This is a genomic window from Actinopolyspora sabaoui (genome assembly GCF_051225635.1).
In the GTDB taxonomy this organism is placed as follows: Bacteria; Actinomycetota; Actinomycetes; order Mycobacteriales; family Pseudonocardiaceae; genus Actinopolyspora.
Window position 1 is genome coordinate 94,566 of record NZ_JBMIHH010000014.1, and the last position, 25,468, is coordinate 120,033.

3 protein-coding genes are annotated in these 25,468 nt (G+C 69.5%); all 3 read right to left on the reverse strand.

The annotated features are described in order from the left end of the window. Positions 1 to 21: 21 nt before the first annotated feature. Positions 22 to 5,607 carry a type I polyketide synthase gene (locus ACOQFL_RS21685; RefSeq protein ID WP_435546052.1) on the reverse strand — a complete coding sequence of 1,862 codons (5,586 nt, stop codon included), beginning with the start codon at positions 5,605 to 5,607 and terminating at the stop codon, positions 22 to 24. A gap of 87 nt (positions 5,608 to 5,694) precedes the next feature. Next, the gene (locus ACOQFL_RS21690) at positions 5,695 to 15,963 is read right to left on the reverse strand and encodes a type I polyketide synthase (RefSeq protein ID WP_435546048.1); all 10,269 of its coding nucleotides are present in this window, start codon (positions 15,961 to 15,963) and stop codon (positions 5,695 to 5,697) included. Beyond that, positions 15,960 to 25,217 carry an SDR family NAD(P)-dependent oxidoreductase gene (locus tag ACOQFL_RS21695; protein WP_435546053.1) on the reverse strand — a complete coding sequence of 3,086 codons (9,258 nt, stop codon included), beginning with the start codon at positions 25,215 to 25,217 and terminating at the stop codon, positions 15,960 to 15,962. The genes ACOQFL_RS21690 and ACOQFL_RS21695 overlap by 4 nt, the downstream gene beginning before the upstream one ends. Between the last annotated feature and the right edge of the window lie 251 nt (positions 25,218 to 25,468).

The window sequence follows — 25,468 nt, forward strand, 5'->3', positions numbered from 1 at the left end:
GTCCGTCCGGCCCGGGTGGGATCACCGGTTCGAGATCTCTTCGTCGAGGATTTCGAGCAGCTCCTCGTCCGAGGCTTCCTCGAGTTCCTGCCGCTGCTCGTTCGTGTCGTCCGAGCGCTGCCGCTGCCGATACGTCAGATCGAGCAACCGCCGGGTGGCCCCGCTGCGTTCGAGCGCTTCCGGCGAGAAACGTTCCAACGAGGCGACGAGCTCCCGCGCCCGCTCGGCCTCGTCTGGCTCCGCCTCGTTCGGGGTGAGGAGCTCCGAGAGCCGCTCGGCGAGCGCCTGCGCGGTGGGATAGCTGAACAGGAGGTCGACCGGGAGTTTCTCCCCGGCGAGCCCGGACAGCCGGTTGCGCACCTCCACCGCCAGCAGCGAGTCGAGTCCGAGCTCCTGCAGGGCCTGCTGTGCGGGCACCGCTTCGGCGGAGCCGAACCCGAGTACCGCCGCGAGCTCCGAGCGCACCGCCTCCAGCACGACACGGGGACGCTCCGCCTCGGGCACCCGCACCAGCGTTTCGGCGAGCGTCGTCCCCTCTCGGCCAGACTCACTCGATTCCCGCGCCCGCACGAGGCCACGTAGCAGCGGTGGGGTGCTTCCGGCACCACCCGCGTCCCGGAGGGCCCCGCGGTCCAGCGGTACCGGCGCGAGCACCGCCTCGGGCCTGGCGAGTGCCTCGTCGAACAGTCGCATCCCGCTCTCGGGGTCGATGAACCGCAGCCCTTCGCGCCGCAGCCGACGCCGCGACGCCTCGTCCATGGCGGCCGCCATGCCGGACTCGGACCACGGCCCCCAAGCCAGGCTCGTCGCCGCCAGTCCCAGCGCTCTCCGGCGCGACGCCAACGCGTCCAGCGCGGCGTTGGCCGCCGCGTAGCCACCTTGGGCGGCACTGCCGAACGTGCCCGCCACCGAGGAGAACAGCACGAACGCCGACAGCGGCATCGACTCGGTCAATTCGTGCAGCAGCAGCGCCGCGTCGACCTTCGTGCGAAGGGTCGCCTCCACCCGCGCGTCGGTGAGGTCGGCGAGCAGACCGTCATCCACGATTCCCGCCACGTGCACGACCGAACGCAACGGACGCGTCGAGGGGATCGTCTCGAGCGCCGCCCCCAGCTCCTGACGGACGGACACGTCGCACGCGCGGAGGGTCACCGTTTCCGCGCCGAGCTGCTCGAGCTCGGTGACCAGCTCGGCGGCGCCGGACGCGTTCTCCCCGGAACGGGAGAGCAGCAGCAGGTGGCGAACACCGTGCTCGGTGACGAGATGCCGACTCACGAGGCGACCGAGCCCACCGGTAGCCCCGGTGACGAGCACGGTGCCCGAGGTGTCGAACCGAACACCGGAGTTCTCGGCTGCGTCGTGTTGCGAGGACGTGGTTTCGACAGTAGCCAGGCGAGGAACGTGCGGATCCCCGTCGCGCAGCACCAGCTGGGGCTCGTCGGCGGGCAGTGTCCACAGGGCACTGTCGAGCGAGGCGTGGTCGAGTTCGGCATCGACGTCGAGCAGCACGAGGGAGCGGTCCGGGTGTTCCGACTGCGCCGTCCGACCGAGTCCCCAGACCGCCGCGGCGGCCGGGGACGTCGCTTCGTCACCGACCGCCACCCCATTGCGCGTCACCCACACGAGCCGCGTCGCCGCGGGAAGCTCGGAGCCCAGCCACGCCTGGGTCCAGGAGAGCGCGCACCTGGTCGCATCCCGAACAGCGTCCGAGGTCGGGGGAAGCTCCGGCCACTCCACCACGATCGTCGGTGGCTCGCCCGTGACGATCGACTCGGCAGTCAGGGCGGTGAGCTCCGTTCCGAACGCGGGCAGGTGCCGGAAGGTTCGGGATCCCTCGGTCGTGGGCTCGGAAACCACCGGCTCTGGGTCAACGGCTTCGAGCACGATGCGGAAGAGATCGTCCTGATGTCGGGGAGCCAGGAACCGATGCATCGGAGCACGGTGCGCGGTGAACCCCTCCAGGTGGAACACCGGGTCCCCGGCCGCGTCCCGACCGACGAGGTCGTCCACCCGTGTCATCGACTCCTGCGAACTGGAACCGGCACCGGTGGCGGTTCGGACGGTGCTGTGCCGTGCGTTCCAGACGAGCCGTTCGATGTGGAAGGGCAACTGCGGGGTGCCCGCCTCGATGTGCCCGGAAAGCGACATGGCCACCGCGAAGGCGTTGTCGAGCAGACCAGCCGGTACCGGAGCCCCCTCGGGGTCGACGCCTTCCGGAACCGTGAAGGAGCCATGACAGGCGTCACCGGTGTTCCGGAATCCGGACAGCCATCGCCAGCGTGGCCCCCAGTCGACCTCCACCGCGCGCAGGGAGTCCAGGAGTGAATCGGTGGTTTCCATCTCCTCCGGGGGCGGAACGGCAGGAAGGGTGGGAAGCCCGACGGGCTCGTCGGTGGGGGTGAGTTGGGCGTGGGTGTGGGTGGTCCATTGGTCGTGTTGCCAACTGGCCACCGTCGCCCGCAGCGTCTCAGGTCCGGACGGGTCGTCGTCGGGCACCAGATGCACCCGCACCGGCAGACTCTGCCCGGCCTCGTCGAACACCAACGCCGCCACGAACCGCACATCCACCAACGCCACCGACCGGCCCGGCCACCACGAAGCCGCGATCGCCAACAACACCGACACATGAAACGCCCCCGGCACCACCACCCGACCAAACACCCGATGATCAGCCAAATACGACTGCACCCCAGGACCCACCCGCAACGCATGCACCGCCCCACCAGCAGGAAGCACCTGCCGCCACCCAGCAAGACCCCACGAACACGCCTCACCCGAGAACTCACCAACCCCCACCTCGGGCGGACTCAACCAGTAGTGCTCCCGCTGGAACGCATACGTCGGCAGCAGCACGGGTTTGGCCCCGGTGCCGTGGTAGAACACCTCCCAATCCGGGGAATGCCCCGCCGTGTGCAACGCGCCCAACGCCGCCACAAACGATTCCGCCTCACCCAACTGACCGGACCGGCCGCCCAGGGTGGGAATCAACGCCACCGACTGGTCCTCGGGCACGCAGTGGGCGGCCATCGCAGACCCGGTGTTGTCCGGGCCGCACTCCACGAACGTGTCCACCCCCAAAGACACCGCCGTGTCCACCCCGTCGGCGAACCGCACCGCCCGCCGCACATGCCGCGCCCAATACCCCGGCGAACACATCTCCTCATAACTCAACAGGTGCCCGGTGACATTGCTGACCACCGGAACCGAAAGCTCACCGAACACACACTGCCCGGCGACCTGTTCCAACTCCGACAACGCCGGATCCATATGCCCACTGTGAAAGGCATGACTGACCGACAACCACCGCGCAGTACGCCCCCGGGACTCGAACTCCGCAACCACGTGACGCACCGCCTCGGCATCACCCGACACCACACACAGCCCCGGACCATTCACCGCCGCCAACCACACACCCTCACCCAACACCGACCGGACCTCACCCTCCGAGGCCCGCACCGAGACCATCACCCCATCAGCCCGACACCCCTGCATCAGGCGAGCCCGCGCCGCCACGAGTTTCGCCGCATCCGACAGCGACAACCCCCCAGCCACATGCACCGCCACCAACTCACCAATGGAATGACCCAGCAACACCCCAGGCCGCACCCCCAGACGAGACAACCGACGGAACAGCGCCACCTCCACCACAAACAACGCAGGCTGCGCGAACTCCGTGCACGCCAACAACCCCCCAACCCCAGAAGACTCCTCATCCCCAGAGGAATCCTCATCCCCAGAGGAATCCTCACCCCATATCACCGACAGCAACGACCGCGACAACAACCCCTCAAAAGCCGAGGCCACCTCGGCCACATCCGAAGCGAACACCCCATCCACCTCGGCCAACCCCCGAGCCATCCCCACACGCTGCGACCCCTGCCCCGCGAACAACACACCCAACCCACCAGGCGACACACCACCAGCCGAGACACTCACACCCGCACCGGACTCACCCCCAGCGAGAGCACGCAACCCTCGAACCGCCTGCTCCACCGACGAGGCCACCACCGAACCCCGACACCCAAACACCCCACGACCCAACCCCAACGACAACCCCACATCGGCCAACGACACACCCCGACGGGCCTGCACAAACTCCGCCAACCGCGCCGCATTCCCCCGCAACGCAGCCCCAGAACCCCCCGACACCACAAGCGGCACCGCGACATCCAACAACGAACGCTCAGCACCGTTTCCGGACCGGTGAGTCAGCTCCACTTCCGCCGTTTCCGCCGTGGCGGGTGCCTCTTCCACGATCACGTGCGCGTTCGTGCCCGAAATCCCGAACGACGACACACCCGCACGACGCACCCGACCCGACTCCACAGGCCACGACACCGACTCGTCCAACAGACGCATGTTCCCCACTGACCAGTCGATCTGCCCGCTGGGATTCTCCGCGTGCAGGGACCTGGGCAGCTCCTCGTTCCGCAGCGCCAACACCATCTTCATCACCCCGGCCACCCCGGCAGCCGCCTGCGGATGACCCAGATTCGATTTCACCGACCCCAGATACAGCGGGTGCTGCTCCGAACGTGCCTTGCCGTAGGTCGCCAGCAACGCATGGGCCTCCATCGGGTCGCCCAGCGCGGTGCCGGTGCCGTGCGCCTCCACCGCGTCCACGTCTTCCGGACCGAGCCCACCAGCGTCGAGCGCCGAACGAATCACCCGCTCCTGCGCCGGACCGTTCGGCGCCGTCAACCCCTGACTCCGACCGTCCTGATTGAGCGCGCTCGACCGCAACACCGCCAACACCTCACGCCCGTTGGCCCGCGCATCCGACAACCGCTCCAACAACAACATGCCGCAGCCCTCCGACCAACCCGCACCGTCGGCCGCGGCGGAGAACGGTTTGCAGCGACCGTCCGGAGCGAGCCCGCGCTGCCGACTGAATTCGACGAGTGCCGTGGGGGTGGACATGATCGTCGCACCGCCCGCCAGCGCGAGGTCGCACTCACCACGCCGCAATCCCTGCATCGCCAGGTGCAGCGCTACGAGTGACGAGCTGCACGCCGTGTCGACGGTCATCGCGGGTCCCTGCAGCCCCAGCGTGTAGGAGAGGCGACCGGAGGCCGTGCTGGACATACTTCCGGTGCCCAGGTGGCCGTCGAGAAGTTCGAGATGCGCGGAGTGGCGGTTCAGGTAGTCACTGCCCTGCGAACCGACGTAGACGCCGGTAAGGCTGCGGTCCAGCGACGACGGGGGCAGACCGGCCCGTTCGATCGCCTCCCAGGAAGTCTCCAGCAGCAACCGCTGCTGCGGATCCAACCGCTCCGCCTCCCGCGGACTCACCCCGAAAAACCCCGCATCGAACCACCCCGCCTCGTGCAGGAAACCACCCCCACGCGCATACGTCGCCCCCGCCACATCCGGATCCGGATCGAACAACTCCGCAACATCCCAACCAGGACGATCCGGAAAACCCGACACCGCGTCACCACCCCGAACAAGCAGCTCCCACAACCCCTCCGGAGAATCCACCCCACCCGGATAGCGACACGACATCGCCACCACCGCGATCGGAGCATCGTTGCGCGCCTGTTCGCGTTCGAGTTTGGCGGTGGTCAGGTCCAGCGCCTTGCTCGCGCGTTCCAGGTAGGACTTCAGTTCGTTTTCCGTCGGCATGACGACACCTTCCGACCGCGGCAAGGGACGACGTCGGGCCACACACCGCGGCGCCCTTGCGATACGACTTCATTCGAGATCTGTCAGCTTCGAGAACTGCGCATCGAGCCGACCGAACAGCTCCTCACCGGCATCCGTGCCGGTATCCGACGATGTCTCGTCGTTCGCCGCCCCGTCCTCGGTGTGGAAGACCAGTCCGACGAGCTGTTTCATCAGCCCTTCCCGTTCGAGCCGCTCGGCAGGGATGCGTTGCAGCACCTCGATCGCTTCCCGTGCCTCGGCGAGCTCATCGCGTCGGGGGTGGATGAGCTCCAGCAGGAACTCGGCGAGTGCCCGGGCCGTGGGGTGATCGAACAGCAGGCTCGGCGAAAGTTTCCGATCCACCACCGTGGAGAGCCGCTGCTGGACCTGGACGGCCAGCAGCGAGTCGAGACCGATTTCCTGGAAGGATTGGTCGACGGCGATCGCCTCGGGTCCGGACATTCCCAGCGCCGCCGCGACCTCTTCGCGCACGATGTCCAGCGCCACGTCCGCCCGTTCCTCCGGCGCCGCGTCCCGCAGCCGCGTGTGCTGGTGCGACTCATCACCGGGCTCTCCGGTGGACGAGTTCTCGGTAAGCGCGAGCTCGGCTTCCGCCACGCCGTACAGCAACGGGCGTGACCGCGCGAAGGAGAAGCTCGGCGCGAACCGGGACCAGTCGACGTTCGCGACCACGAGCGAGGGACGACCGCCGCGCAGGGCGAGTTCGAGGCCACGGAAGGCCGCCTCCGGCGCCATCGGCTCCAGACCTCGGCGCCGCAGCTGGGCGTCGGCTTCCTCGGTCACCATGCCGCCCTCCGCCCAGGGGCCCCAGTGCAGCACCGTGGCAGCCATTCCCCTGTCGTTCCGATACCGGCTCAAACCGTCGAGGAACGCGTTGGCCGCGGCGTAGGCGCCCTGTTCCCCGGAGCCCCAGAACCCGGCGATGCTGCCGTAGAGGACGAACGCTTCCAGCGGCTCGGGGTCGAGGAGCTCGTGCAGGTTCGCGGCCCCGGCGACCTTCGACGCCAGTTGGGGCTCGATGGCCTCGGCGTCGAGTTGGGAGAGTGGCACCAGTTCGCTCGTCCCGGCCGCGTGGAAGACGGCACGAACCGGCTCGTCCAATCCACCCAACAGCCGAGCGAGCTCACCCCGATCAGCCACATCGCACCCCGCGACGGTGACCTTCGCCCCCAGCTCCGCCAGCTCCGTGCGCAACGCGCCGACACCCGGCGCATCGCCACCACGACGCGAGACCAACACCAGATGCAACGGTCCCCGGGCACACTCCGCCAACCACCGCGCCGTACGGGCACCCAACCCACCGGTCCCCCCGCTCACCAGCACCGCGCCCTCGAACACGAGGTCTTTTCGGCGGTGTGACGGTCGGGTACGAACGACACGCCGGACCATGCGACGGACCCCACCCGCCGGGTTCGGGCGGAGCGCGAGCTGGTCCTCGTCGGCGTGGGTCGCCAGTACCGGCGGAAGTTCGGCGAGTGCGGTCGCGTCGAGGTTTTCCGGGACGTCGAGGAGACCACCGAGATGGTCGGGGTGTTCCAGGCCGACGACGCGGCCGAGGCCCCAGACCAGTGATTGGAGCGGATGGTGCACCGCGTCGGCATCGCCGGTCGAGACCGCACCGCGTGTCACGCACCAGAGCCTGGTCGTGGTGGGAGTTCGTCGCACCGCCTCGACCAGGTTGACGACGCGGGACAGTTCGGCGGTGAGCTCCGGGGAATCGTGCTGCTGCTGGTGGGCGAACGCTCCCACCAGCAGCGCCCCCTCCCACGGTTGCGATTCGAGTCGTGCCACGACGGGTGCCGGGTCGGTCGACACCGCGATGCGCTCGACATCGACACCCGCCGCTTCGAGAGCACGCGCGGTGGCATCGACCACGGGGTCCTCGCTCGCGGCGAGCAGCAGCCAGCGACCTTCCGGGGCCCCAGCAGTCCCGGTCGTCGGTCGCGCCGGTTCCCAGTGCTCGTCGTAGAGCCACTCGGACAGCGCGGCGTCGGCTTCGCGGTCGCGGTACCACTCGGCCACGTGCGGCACGAGTGACTCCAGATCGGCCCGTGACTCAGCCGAGATGCCGAGGAGATCGGCGACCTGATCGGTTCGCCCCGCGGTTAGGGCGTTCCAGAGCGCGTCATCGGCGGAGTGTGCGCGATCGTTTCCGTGGGTGGGTGTCGTGTCGAGCCAGTAGTGCTCCCGCTGGAAGGCATAGGTCGGCAGCAGCACGGGTTTGGCCCCGGTGCCGTGGTAGAACGCCTCCCAATCCGGGGAATGCCCGGCCGTGTGCAGCGCGCCCAACGCCGCCACAAACGATTCCGTCTCACCGGCCTCACCCGACCGGCCGGACGAGTCACCCCCAGCACTCCGAGCCCGCAGGGTGGGAATCAACGCCACCGACTGGTCCTCGGGCACGCAGTGGGCGGCCATCGCAGACCCGGTGTTGTCCGGGCCGCACTCCACGAACGTGTCCACCCCCAAAGACACCGCCGTGTCCACCCCGTCGGCGAACCGCACCGCCTGCCGCACATGCCGCGCCCAATAGCCCGGCGAGCACATCTCCTCATAACTCAACAGGTGCCCGGTGACATTGCTGACCACCGGAACCGAAAGCTCACCGAACACACACTGCCCGGCGACCCGTTCCAACTCCGACAACGCCGGATCCATATGCCCACTGTGAAAGGCATGACTGACCGACAACCACCGCGCAGTACGCCCCCGGGACTCGAACTCCGCAACCACGTGACGCACCGCCTCGGCATCACCCGACACCACACACTGCGCCGGACCATTCACCGCCGCCAACCACACACCCTCACCCAACACCGACCGGACCTCACCCTCCGAGGCCCGCACCGAGACCATCACCCCATCAGCCCGACACCCCTGCATCAGGCGAGCCCGCGCCGCCACGAGTTTCGCCGCATCCGACAGCGACAACCCCCCAGCCACATGCACCGCCACCAACTCACCAATGGAATGACCCAGCAACACCCCAGGCCGCACCCCCAGACGAGACAACCGACGGAACAGCGCCACCTCCACCACAAACAACGCAGGCTGCGCGAACTCCGTCCGCGCCAACCCAGTCTCAGAATCCGCAGCCGCAGAATCCGCATCCGCCCACATCACCGACAACAACGACCGCGACAACAACCCCTCAAACGCCGAGGCCACCTCCGCCACATCCGAAGCGAACACCCCATCCACCCCGGCCAACCCCCGCGCCATCCCCACACGCTGAGCCCCCTGACCCGCGAACAACACACCCACCGAACCCGACGACACCCCACCAGCCGACACACTCACCCCAGCAGCCTCACGACCCTCCGACAACGCCCGAAGACCCGACACCGCCTGCCCCACCGACGAAGCCACCACCGAACCCCGACACCCAAACACCCCACGACCCACCGCCAACGACAACCCCACATCGGCCAACGACACACCCCGATTACCCTGCACAAACTCCGCCAACCGCGCCGCATTCCCCCGCAACGCAGCCCCAGAACCCCCCGACACCACAAGCGGCACCGCCACATCCAACAACGAATCGCCAGCTCCGTCCCCAGCAGACTCGCCCACCTCAACCACGGACGAACCCGAACCAGAAATCTCCAACTCGGGTGCTTCCTCCACGATCACGTGCGCGTTCGTGCCCGAAATCCCGAACGACGACACACCCGCACGACGCACCCGACCCGACTCCACAGGCCACGACACCGACTCGTCCAACAACCGAACCGGCCCCGCGCTCCAGTCCACATCCGAGGTCGGCTCCTCGGCGTACAACGAGCGCGGCAACTCACCATGCCGCAGGGCGAGCACCATCTTCATCACCCCAGCGACACCCGCCGCAGCCTGCGGATGACCGATGTTCGACTTGATGGAACCGATCCGAAGCGGCCGCTCCGCGTCACGCCCCTGGCCGTACGTGGCCAACAACGCGTTCGCCTCCATCGGATCGCCCAACGCGGTACCGGTGCCGTGCGCCTCCACCGCGTCCACATCCGACGGCTCCAACCCACCGGCCGCCAACGCAGCACCGATCACCCGCTCCTGCGCCGGACCGTTCGGCGCCGTCAACCCCTGACTCCGACCGTCCTGATTGAGCGCACTCGACCGCAACACCGCCAACACCTCACGCCCATTGGCCCGCGCATCCGACAACCGCTCCAACAACAACAACCCACAGCCCTCCGACCAGCCCACACCGTCGGCACTCTCGGAGAAGGGCTTGCAACGACCGTCGGGCGAGATCAGTCGTTCCTGGCTGAAGGCGATGAACGGCACGGGTGTCGCCATCACGGTGACCCCACCCGCGAAGGCGAGGTCGCACTCACCACGCCGCAACGCCTCCATCGCCTGGTGAATACTCACCAGCGAGGAACTGCACGCCGTGTCCACCGACACCGCCGGACCCCGCAACCCCAACGTGTAAGCCAACCGACCGGACGCGGTGCTGTTGGCGACCCCGGTGGCCACGTGCCCGTCGAGCTGGTCCGGGTCACCGGAGTGCAGCACGTAGCCACTCGACTGAATCCCGAGGTAGACGCCGGTGAGGCTGCGGTCCAGCGACGACGGGGGCAGACCGACCCGTTCGATCGCCTCCCAGGAGGTCTCCAGCAGCAACCGCTGCTGCGGATCCAACCGCTCCGCCTCCCTCGGACTCACCCCGAAAAACCCCGCATCGAACAACCCAGCCTCGTGCAGGAAACCACCCTGGTCCGTACTCGTCCGGCCGACGGCATCCGGATCCGGGTCGAACAATCCCTCGACATCCCAGCCGGGACGATCCGGAAAACCCGACACCGCATCACCACCCCGAACAAGCAGCTCCCACAACTCCTCCGGAGAATTCGATCCGCCCGGATAGCGCCCCGCCATCGACACCACCGCGATCGGCTCGTCCGGTGCGCGCCGTGTCGTCGGAACGTCGGTCCGAGCCCTACCCGACTCGGTGCCGCGCACCTTGCTCGCGAGGAACCGGCTGAGTTCCGTGGGCGTGGGGTGGTCGAACAGCAGACTCGCCGGGAGTTTCTCGCCGACGAGTGCCGCGAGGCGGTTGCGGGACTCCACGGCCATCAGCGAGTCGAGGCCGAGATCGCGAACCGGCCTGTCGACGGGGACAGCGCTCGCTTCCGGCAGACCCAGGACGGTGGCGAGTTCGCCACGCACCAGTTCGAGCAACGCCGCGGCACGCTCGGATTCGGAACGGCCCGCCAGTCGCTCGGCGAGCCCTGTTCCCGTGGCAGTACCCGCGGCTCGCCGAAAACGAGGACGGACGAGCCCCCGCAGCAACGCCGGGAGTGCGCCCTCCTTCGCTCGTTGTTCGAGTCGACCGTGATCGAACGGGATGGGGGCGAGATCCGCCTCGGGACGTCCGAGGGCTTCGTCGAGGAGTCGCATGCCGAACTCGGGGGTGATCGGAAGACCGCCCATCCGGCCCAGCCGGTGCCGCAGCGGATCGTCGAGACCGGTCACGAGCCCCACGTCGGTCCACATGCCCCAGGCCAGACTCACCGCGGGCAATCCCGTGCGGCGCCGCCGCGCCGCCAACGAGTCGAGGGCGGCGTTCGCGGCGGCGTAGTTGGCCTGTCCCGCGCTGCCGAGGGTTCCCGCGGCGGAGGAGAACAGCACGAAGGCCGACAGCGGCAACTCCGCGGTGAGCTCGTGCAGGTGGAAGGCCGCGTCGATCTTGGGGCGCAGTACAGGGTCGACCCGCTCCGGCGTGAGGTCGGCGAGGAGTCCGTCGTCGAGGACCGCGGCGGTGTGGAACACGGCCGTCAGTGGGCGCTCGGCGGGGATGGCGTCGAGGAGGTCCGCGAGCTCGGCCCGGTCGGACACGTCGCAGGCGTGCAGGGTGACCGTGGTCGCGCCCGCCGCTTCCAGTTCGGCCACGAGCTCGGCGGACCCGGTGGCAGCGGCTCCGGAGCGCGACACCAGCGCGAGGTGCCGGATCCCGTGCTCGGCGATGAGATGGTGCGCGAGGACCCGGGCGAGACCGCCCGTCCCGCCGGTGACGAGTGCGGTGCCGTCGGTGTTCCAGGTGGGCGCGGCCGGTTCCTCCGAGCGCTCCACGGGCAGCAGCCGCAGCGCGTCGAGTTCCCCGTCGCGCAGCACCAGCTGGGGTTCGTCCCCGGGAAGCCGAGCCACGAGGTCCGCGAGTGCAGCGGGCTGCCGATCGGCCTCGGTTTCCGTGTCCACCAGCACGAGATGCCGGTCGGGATGTTCCTGCTGGAACGCGCGGGCGATTCCCCACAACGCCCCCGCTGCGGGGGACGGCGGGGATTGTGCCGATCCGTGCCCGGTGGCCCGGTGGGTGAGCCAGACGACCCGGGTATCGCCGAGAGCGTCCGCTGCCAGCCACCCCCGTAGCCAGGCGAGAGCGCGGTGGGTCAGCTCGTGCACAGCGGCGGGTGTCGCGTCCGGCTCGGGCCAACGGACGAGCAGGGTGGATGCTCCCGTCGTCCGCATCCTGGCCGCGAGTTCGGCGAAGTCGGGAGTCGAGTCGCCCGGCGCCGCGATGTCGACCTCCAGGTGGTCGGTCGGCGCTCCCCTCGGGGTGTCCGCCGCTGGAGCGGGGACGGGCTGCCCGACGACGTGATACAGCGCGGGGGGCGCGATCGTAGCCGTCGAGCCCGCCGATTCCCGGATGCGCGGTTCCGTGACCTCCTCGGTGGTGACCGCTCCGATCGTCGCTACGGGATCACCGGCGGGATCGAAGAGCGCGAGGCACACTCGTCCCTCGGAGGTTCGGCTCACCCGCGCTCGGACCGTCGTCGCTCCGACCGCGTGCTGCATCGCGTCCGTGACGATGCACGGCAGGTGGACCGCTTCGTCGGTGCTCGGGAGGAGTCGCGTCGCGGCGGTCAGTGCGGCTTCGAGGAGTGCCGGGTGCGTCCCGAACGTCTCGCTCTCGTCCCGCAGCTCTTCCGGCAGGCTCGCCTCGACGACGGCCTCCTCGTCGAGGCTCCACCCGCGCGTGATCGTCCGAAAAGCGGGTCCGTAGCGGTGTCCGTCCTCGTCCAGCGACGCGTAGAGCTCCTCGACGTCGAGCGGGGTGGCCCCGGGAGGCGGCCCGGCGTCGGGAGCGGGATGCGTTTCGGTGGTTCGTTCGGCGAGCCATCCGTTGGCATTGGGAACCCACGGCCCGTCGGCGAGACGGCTGTGCAGCGTGAAGCCTCGACGGCCGTCCTGTTCGGGTTCGATCACCAGCCGCAACCGGCGTGGGCCCGCGTCGAGCGGGAGCGGATCCTCGAGCGAGATCTCGGCGACGCGTTCGAGACCGATCCTGCCCGCGGCGTGCAGCGCGAGATCGACGAGAGCGGCCGGGGGCAACAGTGCGGTGTCGAAAACGTGGTGCTCGGAGTTCCACGGCGGGGCGAGCGCAGCGGTGCTACCCGTGAACACGACGGTGCCGTCCGAGAGGTCCGTGCGGCCCGCGAGGAGTGGGTGCTCTCCGGCGTCGAGGCCGAAGGCAGCCGCGTCTCCCTGGCCCGCTTCGGGGAGTTCCAGCCAGTAGTGCTGGCGTTGGAAGGCGTAGGTGGGCAGGTCGACCGGTCGTGTGTCGGTGCCCGCGTAGACGGTGTCCCAGTCGATCGGGATGCCGTGGGCGAACAACTCCGCCGCGGCCTGCCGCAACCGCGACGCACTGTCCTCGTCCCGGTGCAACGAGCCGACCACGGCCTCGTGCCCCGCGGCGCGAAGTGTCGCGACCAGCATCGGGTGGGCACCGAGTTCGACGAGGACTGTCTCTTCGCCCGCTGAGAGTTCCTCAAGCGCCAGGTCTAGCCGCACCGGCTGGCGGAGATTGTCCGCCCAATAGTCACCGTCGAGCTCACTGCCGTCGACCCGAGCCCCCCGCACCGTCGACACCACCGGCACATCCCCAGAGCTCGGTGCGAGATCGGCCAACTCCGACCGGATCTCCCCCAACACCGGATCCACCTGCGGCGAATGCGACGCGTAATCCACCTTGATCCGACGGCAATACACACCCTCGGATTCGAGCTCGGCCAACAGCCCCTCGAGGGCGACCGTGTCACCGGCCACCACTGTGGACTCGGCGGTGTTGACCACCGCCACCGACAACGCACCGCCCCACTCGTGCAACCGCCGCTGCACCTGGGCCACCGGCAGCGACACACTGCCCATCCCCCCGTCACCAGCAAGACCGGCAACGAGACGACTCCGCACCCCCACCACCCGGGCACCCTCAGCCACACTCAACACACCCGCCGCCACCGCCGCGGCCACCTCACCCTGACTATGACCCACCACCGCCGACGGGACCACTCCCCAGTGCCGCCACACCCGCGAAAGCGCCACCCCCACCGCGAACAACACCGGCTGCACCACCGACACCCGAGCCAGCGCCTCGCGTTGTACCTCGTCGTCAGCCGCAAGCAGCTCCACCACCGAAAACCCCGTGTGCGGCCACAACGCCTCATCACACTCAACCAACGCCGCCCGGAAAACCTCGTCCCCCAACAACGACCGACACATCCCCGGATGCTGACCGCCCTGCCCCGGAAACACGAACACCGACCGCTCACAGGAGGCACTCGCACGAACCGCCCCCGACGGCAACGAACCATCGGCGACCGACCGAAGCGCCGGGGCGGCATCAGTTACATCCCGTGCCGGAAGGCAGACTCGTTCGGTCGAGGGCGTGCGGGTGGTGACAGTGCTGTAGGCGATGTCGCGCAGCGCGGCAGCATCCCGGCGGGTGGGCTCGTCCGAATCCGTGCGGTCCGACGCCACGAACTCCGCCAACCGCGCCGCGTTCGCCCGCAACGCCGACTCGGTGTGTCCACTGAGCACGAACGGGAACGAGGCGGCACTCGACGGAAGGCGCACGTCGCCGTCGTGTTCGAGCTGCTCGGCCGGGGCCTCCTCCAGAATGACGTGCGCGTTCGTCCCCGAAATCCCGAAGGAGGAGACACCCGCCCGACGAACATGCCCCTTCCGACGCGGCCAGGACACCGCCTCGTCCAACAACCGCACACGCCCGGACGACCAATCCACATGCCGAGTCGGCGACTCGGCATACAACGAACGAGGCAACACCTCGCGCCGCAACGCCTGCACCATCTTGATCACCCCGGCAACACCCGCGGCCGCCTGGGTGTGTCCCAGGTTGGACTTGATCGAGCCGACGAGGAGGGGGCGCTCCGGGGTGTGCGCCTGACCGTAGGTCGCCCCCAGCGCGTTGGCCTCGATCGGGTCACCGAGAGGTGTACCGGTGCCGTGGGCCTCCACCGCGTCGACGTCGGCGGCACCGAGCTCGGCCGATTCGAGAGCGGCTCGGATCACCCGCTCCTGCGCGGGACCGTTCGGGGCGGTCAGCCCCTGACTGCGGCCGTCCTGATTGACCGCGCCCGAACGCAGCACCGCCAACACCTCGTGCCCGTTGGCCCGCGCGTCCGACAACCGCTCCAGCAGCAGCATGCCGCACCCCTCGGACCAACCGGCGCCGTCAGCCAGCTCCGAGAACGGCTTGCAACGACCGTCCGGCGCCAAGCCGCGTTGTCTGCTGAACTCGACGAACGCGAACGGAGTGGCCATCACCGCGACGCCCCCGGCGAGAGCGAGATCGCACTCCCCTTTCCGGAGTGCTTCCATGGCCATGTGGATGGTCACCAGTGACGAGCTGCAGGCCGTGTCCACGGAGATCGCGGGACCCCGCAGGCCGAGGGTGTAGGAGAGGCGGCCGGACAGGATGCTGTGTCCCCCCGCCGTGCCGTTGTGCCCGTCGAAGTTGGTGAGGTCACGGCCGAGGCGGGAGAAGTAGTCGTCGTACATCGCGCCGACGTAGACGCCGGTGGGACTGTCCCGCAGCGAAGCGGCGGGAACGCGCGCCCGTTCGAGCAGTTCCCAGCAGGTTTCCAGCAGGATTCGCTGCTGCGGATCGATCCGCTCCGCCTCCTTGGGGCTGATCCCGAAGAAAGCCGGGTCGAACAGGTCGACGTCGTCGAGGAAACCGCCCTCCTTGGTGAGGGAACGTCCGGGAGTGTCCGGGTCGGGGTCGTAGAGCTCGTCGACGCTCCATCCCGGCCGATTCCTCGGGAACTCGCCGACCGCGTCACCTCCCTCCGCGACGAGCCGCCAAAGCGCCTCCGGTGTCTCCGCACCGCCGGGGTAGCGCCCGGCGGTCGAGACGATGGCGATCGGCTCGTTGGCACGCGATCTGAGTTCGACGATCTTCTGGTTGGCCTGCTGCAGCGCCGCGACCGCACGCCGCGCCCTTTCCTGCGGATCCGTCTCTGACGACATCGGCTTTTCGTCCTTCGGCATGCTCATTCGAGCTTCCTGATCTCTTGGTCGAGGAGGTCGTCGAGGTCGTCGTCGGCCACGTCCTCCAGGTCGTGGGCTTCCGCCGTGCTCCCCTCGCGTCGCGACCGCAGTCGCGTGGCGAGTTCGAGCAGGCGTTCCACCGAGCTGTCCTCGTCGAGAGCGGCGAGCGGGGTTCGTTCGAGCACATCGACCGCCTCGGCGATCGGTGTGGGAGCCGCTGGTGGCTTCTCGACGAGCGAGCTGAGATGAGCGGCGAGCGCGCTCGGCACCGGCCGGTCGAACAGCAGAGTGGCGGGTAGGCGCTGCCCGACCAGGCCCGACAACCGGTTGCGCAGCTCGACCGCCATGAGCGAGTCGAGTCCGAGCTCCTGGACCGGCCGGTCGGCGGGGACGGCGGCGCTTCCGGAAAGTCCGAGTACCGCGGCGAGTTCACCGCGCACCGCGTCGAGCACCGCCTTCTCGCGCTCGGCGTCGGACAGCGATCCGAGCTGCTCCAGGAAACGAGACCGCTCCGCCGACATCGCCGAGGCCCGACGTGCGGGTGGCCGAACGAGTCCGCGAAGCATCGGCGGAGTCGTGTTCGGATCGGTGTTCGCGTTTCGTTGCAGGGCGGCACGGTCCAACCGCACCGGCGCGAGGTACGTGTCGGGCCTGGCGAGTGCCTCGTCCAGCAACTCCATCCCGGTTTCCGGATCGAGGGGGACGAACCCGGAGCGCCGGATCCGGCGTCGGAAGGACTCGTCCATGGCGGCGAGAAGCCCCACCTCGGACCAGCTGCCCCAGGCGAGGCTGGTCGCCGGGAGACCTCGGTTCCCGCGGAACGCGGCCAGGGCGTCGAGGGCCGCGTTCGCCGCCGCGTAGTTGGCCTGTGCGGCCGCGCCCAGGGTGCCTGCCATCGACGAGAACAGCACGAACGCCCGCAGGTCGGTGTGCTCGGTCAACTCGTGCAGGTGCACCGCGGCATCGATCTTCGGGCGGAGCACCGCATCGACCCGCTCCGGTGTCAGATCGGACAGCAGGCCGTCGTCCAGGACGGTCGCCGTGTGCACCACCGCGGTCAGCGGATGCGCCTCGTCGATCGAGGACACGGCCGCGGCCAGCTGTCCGCGGTCGGAGACGTCGCAGGAGCGGACGGTGACCCGCTCGGCGCCCAGCGCTTCGAGTTCCTCGACCAGCGCAGCGGCGTCCGGCGCGTCCGGCCCCGAACGCGAGAGCAGCAGCAGGTGTCGAGCACCGTGTCGCGTGACGAGATGCCTGCAGGTCACCCGCGCCAGCCCGCCGGTGCCACCGGTGACGAGCACCGTCCCGTGTGGAGTGACGGCGGACGGTGGTGCCTCGGCGTTGTCCGCCACCGGCTCCCTCGGTTCGACCGGGGCGAGTCTCGGAGTCGCGATCTCCCCCTCGCGGAGCAGGAACTCGCTCTCCCCGTCCGGCAGGCGAGCGAGCAGCGCGGAAAGCGTCTCTTCGCCGGGCACCTCGTCGACGTCGAGGTGTACGAAGGACCGTTCCGGGTGCTCTTCCCGGAAGGTCCGTCCCAGACCCCACAGCGCCGCCGAACCCGGGTTCGCGGTTTCGGCCTCCTCGCGAGCCACCGCACGGCGCGTGAGCCAGACGACCCTGGCTTCGGCGAGCGCCTCGGCCGCCAACCAGTTCCGCAACCAGGTGAGACCGCGATGCGTGGTGTCGTGGATCTCCTCGGCGCTCACCGCCGGCTCAGGGGGCACGACCTCGTCCCAGCGGACGACGAGCGTGGGGCGGTCCGCTTCCGCACCGGTGCGGGTGTCCCGCACGAAACGCTCCGGCTCCGGCTCGCGCGGATCGACGTCGACATAGGAGATCGGCGCGCCGTGTTCCCACCCCGGCAGCGGGTGCGTGACCGTGCGATACAGCTCGATCGTCGGGCCGCGCAGTGCCTGTCGGATTCCCGCGGCACTCGCGGGCTGCCCCGAGACAGCGCCCACGGACGCGACGGGTTCCCCGGCCGGATCGAAGAGCGTGAGCGTCGTTTCGTCAGTGCCCTCGTCGCCCTCCGTCGACGGCACGATGCGGGCCCGGAGCGCGCTCGCTCCGACCGCGTGCAGCCGCACATTCCGCCAGGCGAAGGGAAGTGAGACTCCTTCGCCGTCGCGTGCGGGTTCGGCCACCGCGTGCAGCACGGCGTCGAACAGCGCCGGGTGCAGCCCGAAGGAGTCGGCATCCGCGCTCACCCCGTCCGGCGGGTTCACCTCCGCGAAGATCACGCCGTCCCGTTGCCAGAGTCCGCGCAAGCCCCGGAAGGCCGGGCCGTAGGACAGTCCGTTCTCGTCGAGGTGCCCGTAGTGCTCCTCCACGTCGACCGGTTCGGCACCGGCGGGCGGCCACGCTTCGAGCCGCTCGGGTTTCGAGGCCGTTTCCCCGAGCACCCCGGATGCGTGCTGGACCCAGTGGGCATCGGGGGTGGGCTCGGAGGAAGCTCCCTCGGTTCTGCTCCGGAGGACGTAGGAACGGGTTCCGTCCGCTTCGGCCGCGTTGACGGTGAGCTGGATCCGCCGAGGCGATCCGGGGTCGAGCGCGAGCGGCGTTTCGAGCACGGTGTCGACGACGCCGTCCAGATCCACGTGCCGCGCCGCGTGCACCGCCAGCTCCACGATCGCGGCGCCGGGCAGCAGCGTCGTGTCGAAGACCCGGTGGTCCGTCAGCCAGGGGTGCGTCTCGGTGTCGATACTTCCGGTGAACACCACGCTTCCGTCCGGAAGGTCCGTCCGTCCACCGAGGAACGGGTGCTCTCCCGTGTCCAGGCCGAAGGCGGCGGCATCACCACCGCCGGTCGCCGCGAGCCGGAGCCAGTAGTGCTGTCGCTGGAAGGCGTAGGTGGGCAGGTCGACCGCTCGTGCCCCCGTTCCGTCGAAGACCTTCTCCCAGTCGACGGGCAGGCCGTGGGCGAAGGTTTCGGCTACCGCGCGGCGGAAGCGAGCGGTCGGGTCCTCGTCGCGGTGCAGCGACCCGACGACCGCCTCGTGCCCTGCTCCCCGCAGCGGCGCCACGAGCAGCGGGTGCGCGCTCAGTTCCACGAAGACCGTCTCGGGGCCGGACGCCACGGAATCCAGAGCCAGATCGAGCCGCACCGGCCGACGCAAGTTGTCGGCCCAGTAATCCGCGTCGAGTTCGGTCCCCCGCAGCGGCAGGCCGAGCACCGTCGAGTAAAACGGCACGCGCCCGGTGCGCGGCGACAGGGTCGCGAGCTCCTCCCGGATGGCGGGGAGAATCGGATCGACCCGCGGCGAGTGGGAGGCGTAGTCGACCGCGATCCGGCGGCAGTACACCCCTTCCGCTTCGAGCTCGGAGAGGAGGCCCTCCAGCTCCTGCCGGTCTCCGGAGACCACCGTGGACTCCGGACTGTTGACGACCGCCACCGACAGCGCACCGTCCCGCTCGTACAGTCGGCGGTGAACCTCCTCGACCGGCAGTCCGACACTGCCCATACCGCTGTCCCCCGCCAAGCCCTCGACGAGCCTGCTGCGAACGTGGACGACGCGGGCACCGTCCTCGAGGCCGAGGGCGCCTGCGACGACCGCGGCCGCCACCTCGCCCTGGCTGTGCCCGACGACCCCGGCGGGTTCGATCCCCACGTGTTCCCAGAGCCTGCCGAGCGCGACCGCCACGGCGAACAGCAACGGCTGGACCACCGTCACCCGGTTCATCGCCTCGCGTTGCGACTCCTCGTCGGCTTCGAGGAGTTCCAGCACGGAGAACCCGGTGTGGGGACGCAGCGCCTCGTCGCACTCGACGAGCGCCGCCCGGAAGGTCTCGTCCTCGAGTAGCGAACGGCACATCCCCGGGTACTGGCTCCCCTGGCCCGGGAACACGAAGATCGGGCGGGTTCCGGTGGCCGTGGCCGGTACGGTTCCCGAGGGGAGTCCGCCCTCGGCCACGGTGCGCAGTGCCTCGACCGCCTCGTCGTTGCTCGCGGCCGGCACGACCGTGCGCCGCTGGAAGGCATCGCGCGTGCGCACCAGCCCGGCGGCGATGTCGAGCGGAGCGACGCTTCCCCGGGACGAGTCGACGTGGTCGGCTAACCGCGCCGCGTTCGCCCGAAGCGCCTGGTCGCTGTGCCCGGTCACGACCAGCGGGACCGGACGGGGAGAGCCGCTGCCGTCGTCGCCCGAGCGGGAGCCGGGATCGGCTCCGGGAGCGACGTCGTCCTCCGGCGCCTCCTCCACGATCACGTGAGCGTTGGTCCCGGAGATCCCGAAGGAACTCACTCCGGCACGGCGAACGTGCCCGGAGCGGCGCGGCCAGGGCATCGGCTCCGCCAGCAGCCGCAGGTGGTCCGCTGCCCAGTCGACGTGTTCGGTGGGTTCCTCGGCGTGCAGGGTCCGGGGTAGCCGCTCGTGCCGCAGCGCCGAGACCATTTTGATCACACCGGCGACCCCGGCCGCCGCCTGCGTGTGCCCCAGGTTGGACTTGACGGCACCCAGCGCGAGCGTGGACTCGTCGGGGCGCGACCGGCCGTAGGTGGCGGCGAGTGCGTTCGCCTCGATCGGGTCTCCGAGCGTCGTGCCGGTGCCGTGCGTCTCCACCGCGTCGACATCGGACGGCTCCAGCTCGCCCGCGGCGAGGGCCGAGCGGATCACCCGCTCCTGCGAAGGACCGTTCGGGGCGGTGAGCCCCTGGCTGCGGCCGTCCTGGTTGACCGCGCCCGAACGCAGCACCGCCAGCACGTCGTGGCCGTTCCGGCGGGCATCGGACAACCGCTCCAGCAGCAGCACACCGCAGCCTTCGGACCAGGCGACCCCGTCCGCGTGCCGGGAGAACGACTTGCACCGCCCGTCCGGCGCCAGGCCCCGCTGCCTGCTGAACTCGACGAACATGCCAGGGGTGGACATCACCGTGACGCCCCCGGCGAGGGCGAGCTCGCACTCGCCGCGCCGCAGCGCCTGCATCGCCGTGTGCATCGTCACCAGTGAGGAGCTGCACGCGGTGTCCAGCGAGATCGCCGGTCCTCGCAGTCCGAGGGTGTAGGCGATGCGCCCGGACAGCAGACTGCCACCGCCCGCGGCGCTGTTGTGCCCGTCGAAGTTCGCGAGGTCCTGCCCGAGGCGTCCGAAGTAGTCGTCGTACATCACGCCGATGTAGGTGCCGGTCGAGCTCCCTTCGAGCCGGGAGGCGGGGATACGGGCCCGTTCGAGTGCTTCCCAGCACGTCTCGAGCAGGATGCGCTGTTGCGGGTCGAGTCGTTCCGCCTCGCGAGGGCTGATCCCGAAGAACTCGGGGTCGAACATGCCCGCGTCGTGCAGGAAACCGCCCTCCCGCGTCGTGGCGCGCCCCGGCGTGTCGGGATCGGGGTCGTAGAGGCGTTCGGGGTTCCAGCCGGGGCGGTCGGGAAAGCCGGTGATCGCGTCCTCCCCGTCGGTCAACAGTCGCCAGAGCGCCTCCGGCGAGTCCACTTCGCCCGGATAGCGGCAGGCCATCGACACGATCGCGATCGGCTCGTCAGCTGCCGCGGGCTCGACGACGACCGTGTCGGCGGCATCGAGTTCCCGGGGTGGTTCCTGCCCAGTGGTGGCGAAGCGCTCGGCGAGGTGCCGCGCGAGAGCGGTCGGCGAGGGGTGATCGAACAACAGACTGGCGGGCAACGTCTCGCCCGCGAGCGCGGACAGCCGGTTCCGCGCCTCCAGCGCCATCAGGGAGTCGAGTCCGAGCTCCTGCACGGGTTGCGTATCGGGAACCGAGGAGGCGTGCGGCATCCCCAGGACCGCTGCCACTTCGGTGCGTACCGCCTCGAGCGCGACGCGTTCCCGGTCCGCTTCGGGCATGTGGGCGAGCCGCTCCGCGAGGTCCGAAGCGGAATCGTCCGCTACGGGACGTTCGGCTCCCCCGTCCTTGTCCGAGCGGGTGGCCAGGGAGCGGAGTACCGGGGGAACCGTCGTCGCCGACGTCAACCCGGCCCTGTCGAGGGATACCGGCACCAGGTTCGCTTCGGGACGGCCCAGGGCGAGGTCGAACAGCCACAGCCCGCTCTCCGGTTCGAGGAACCGCAACCCGTCACGCCGCAGCCGACGCCGCAGCACCTCGCCCATGTCGGCGGCCATCCCCGCGCCGGACCACGGCCCCCACGCCAAGCTCCCGGCGACGAGCCCGAGGTGTTTCCGCCGCAGCGCCAGCGCGTCGAGCGCGGCGTTGGCAGCGGCGTAATGGCCCTGGGAACTACTTCCAAACGTGGCCGAGGCCGAGGAGAACAGCACGAACGCTTGCAGATCCATGTGCTCGGTCGACTCGTGCAGGTGGACCGCCGCGTCCACCTTCGCCCGCAGCACCGCCTCCACGCGCTCGGACGTCAGATCACCCAACAGCCCGTCGTCCACCACCCCGGCCGCGTGCACGACCGTCCCGAGCGGTCGACTGTCCGGAATCGAGGCCAACGCCTCGTCGAGTTCGGCCCGGACCGCGACATCACAGCCGCGTACCGTCACGGTCTCGGCACCCGCGGCCCGCAGCTCACTGACGAGATCCTCGACGCCGGCCGCGTTCTCCCCGGAGCGCGACAGCAGCAGCAGGTGGCGAACACCGTGCTCGGTGACGAGATGGTGAGTGACCGAGCGACCGAGCCCGCCGGTCGCTCCGGTGACCAACACGGTCGTCTCCGGGTCCACGGCGGGGACCTCCGCGCTGTCGCTCTCCTCGACGGCGACGAGCCTGGGCGTGGACAGTTCCCCGTCGCGAAGGACCAGCTGGCTCTCCCCGGTGGGCAGCGCCCGGAGTGTCCGGGCGAGCTCTTCGTCGTCGACGGTCTCGTCGACGTCGAGCAGCACGAGGGAGCGGTCCGGGTGTTCCGACTGCGCCGTCCGGCCGAGTCCCCACAAGGCCGCGGCCGCGGGTGACGCCGCACGATCGTCCTCGTCGACCGCGCAGGCGTTGCGCGTCACCCACAGCACGACCGCGTCGCGGAGTGAGTCGGTGTCCAGCCAGCGCTGGAGCCAGCCGAGAGCACGTCGGGTGGTCGCGTGTATCGCTTCGGCCGTCGCTTCCTGGTGGGGCCAGTGCACCACGAGCATCGGAGAGCCGCCGGTGTCCGGGTCCGCCCGGGCCGACTCGACCGCGGCGGCGAGATCCGGTTCGGTGGCATCGACCGGGACGATCGGCGCGGTGACCGGACTCGGTGACTTCTCCGAGGGGCGCGACTTCTCCGAGGAGGCAGGACACGCCTGGAACTCCACGCGGAACAAATCCCGCGCGGGGTGTTCATCGAGGAAGCGCTCGGGCGGGGCGTGGTGTGCGGTGTAGCCCTGGAGGTGGAGCACCTCGTTTCCGGCGGCGTCGCGGGCGACGAGCTCGTCGGCCTGGGTGGTCGACTCCCGCGTCCGGAGACCGCTGCTCGTGGCGCTACGGATCGGAGTGGGTTCGCCGGTCCAGTCGAGCCGCTCGATGAGGAACGGCAACTGGGGAGTTCCGTGTTCGATCCGGTCCAGCAGGGACATCGCCACGCCGAAGGCGTTGTCGAGCAGGCCCGCGGGAACGGGGCTTTCGGTGGTGTCGACTCCTTCGGGCGGCTCGAACACCCCGTGCCGCGCCTCGTCGTCGCTCTCGAACCCGCGAAGCCAGCGCCAGCGTGGTCCCCATTCGATCTCGAATGCGCCCAGCCCGTCCAGCACCTCGTTCATTTCCGGGTCCGGGCCCCGGTTCCGCAGAGCCTCCGGTAAGGGGGGCAGTGCGGAGGTCGCTTTTCGCTCGTCGGTGGGGGTGAGTTGGGCGTGGGTGTGGGTGGTCCATTGGTCGTGTTGCCAACTGGCCACCGTCGCCCGCAGCGTCTCGGACGTGTCGCCCTCGGGCACCAGATGCACCCGCACCGGCAGACTCTGCCCGGCCTCGTCGAACACCAACGCCGCCACGAACCGCACATCCACCAACGCCACCGGACGCCGCGGCCACCACGAAGCCGCGATCGCCAACAACACCGACACATGAAACGCCCCCGGCACCACCACCCGACCAAACACCCGATGATCAGCCAAATACGACTGCACCCCAGGACCCACCCGCAACGCATGCACCGCCCCACCAGCAGGAAGCACCTGCCGCCACCCAGCAAGACCCCACGAACACGCCTCACCCGACACGTCACCAACACCCGAACCAGCCCCGGCCACCTCGGGCGGACTCAACCAGTAGTGCTCTCGTTGGAAGGCATAGGTCGGCAGCAGCACGGTCCGGGCCCCGCTGCCGTGGTAGAACGCCTCCCAATCCGGTGAATGCCCCGCGGTGTGCAGCGCGCCCAACGCCGCCACAAACGATTCCGCCTCACCCAACTGACCGGACCGAGCACGCAATGTCGGCACGAACCGCGTGTCCGTCTCCTCCGGCACGCAGTGGGCGGCCATCGCAGACGCCGTGGCGTCCGGGCCGCACTCCACGAACACATCCACCCCAACAGCCAGCGCCGTCTCAACACCGTCGGCGAACCGCACCGCCTGCCGCACATGCCGCGCCCAATAGCCCGGCGAGCACATCTCCTCATAACTCAACAGTTGCCCGGTGACATTGCTGACCACCGGAATCCCCAGTTCACCAAAGTGACACTGCCCGGCGACCTGTTCCAACTCCGACAACGCCGGATCCATATGCCCACTGTGAAAGGCATGACTGACCGACAACCACCGCGCAGTACGCCCCCGGGACTCGAACTCCGCAACCACGTGGCGGACCGCCTCGGCATCACCCGACACCACACACTGCGCCGGACCATTCACCGCCGCCAACCACACACCCTCACCCAACACCGACCGGACCTCACCCTCCGAGGCCCGCACCGAGACCATCACCCCATCAGCCCGACACCCCTGCATCAGGCGAGCCCGCGCCGCCACGAGTTTCGCCGCATCCGACAGCGACAACCCCCCAGCCACATGCACCGCCACCAACTCACCAATGGAATGACCCAGCAACACCCCAGGCCGCACCCCCAGACGAGACAACCGACGGAACAGCGCCACCTCCACCACAAACAACGCAGGCTGCGCGAACTCCGTGCACGCCAACAACCCCCCAACCCCAGAAGACTCCTCATCCCCAGAGGAATCCTCATCCCCAGAGGAATCCTCATCCCCAGAGGAATCCTCATCCCCAGAGGAATCCTCACCCCACATCACCGACAGCAACGACCGCGACAACAACCCCTCAAAAGCCGAGGCCACCTCGGCCACATCCGAAGCGAACACCCCATCCACCCCGGCCAACCCCCGAGCCATCCCCACACGCTGCGACCCCTGCCCCGCGAACAACACACCCAACCCACCAGGCGACACACCCGACCCCGACGACACCCCACCAGCCGACACACTCACCCCAGGCGCCTCACGACCCTCCGACAACGCCCGAAGACCCGACACCGCCTGCCCCACCGACGACGCCACCACCGAACCCCGACACCCAAACACCCCACGACCCAACCCCAACGACAACCCCACATCGGCCAACGACACACCCCGACGGGCCTGCACAAACTCCGCCAACCGCGCCGCATTCCCCCGCAACG

What these genes read in the sequence shown, in the direction of transcription:
- ACOQFL_RS21690 (WP_435546048.1), bottom strand. Translation starts at nt 15,963, where the DNA reads ATGAGCATGCCGAAGGACGAAAAGCCGATGTCGTCAGAGACGGATCCG.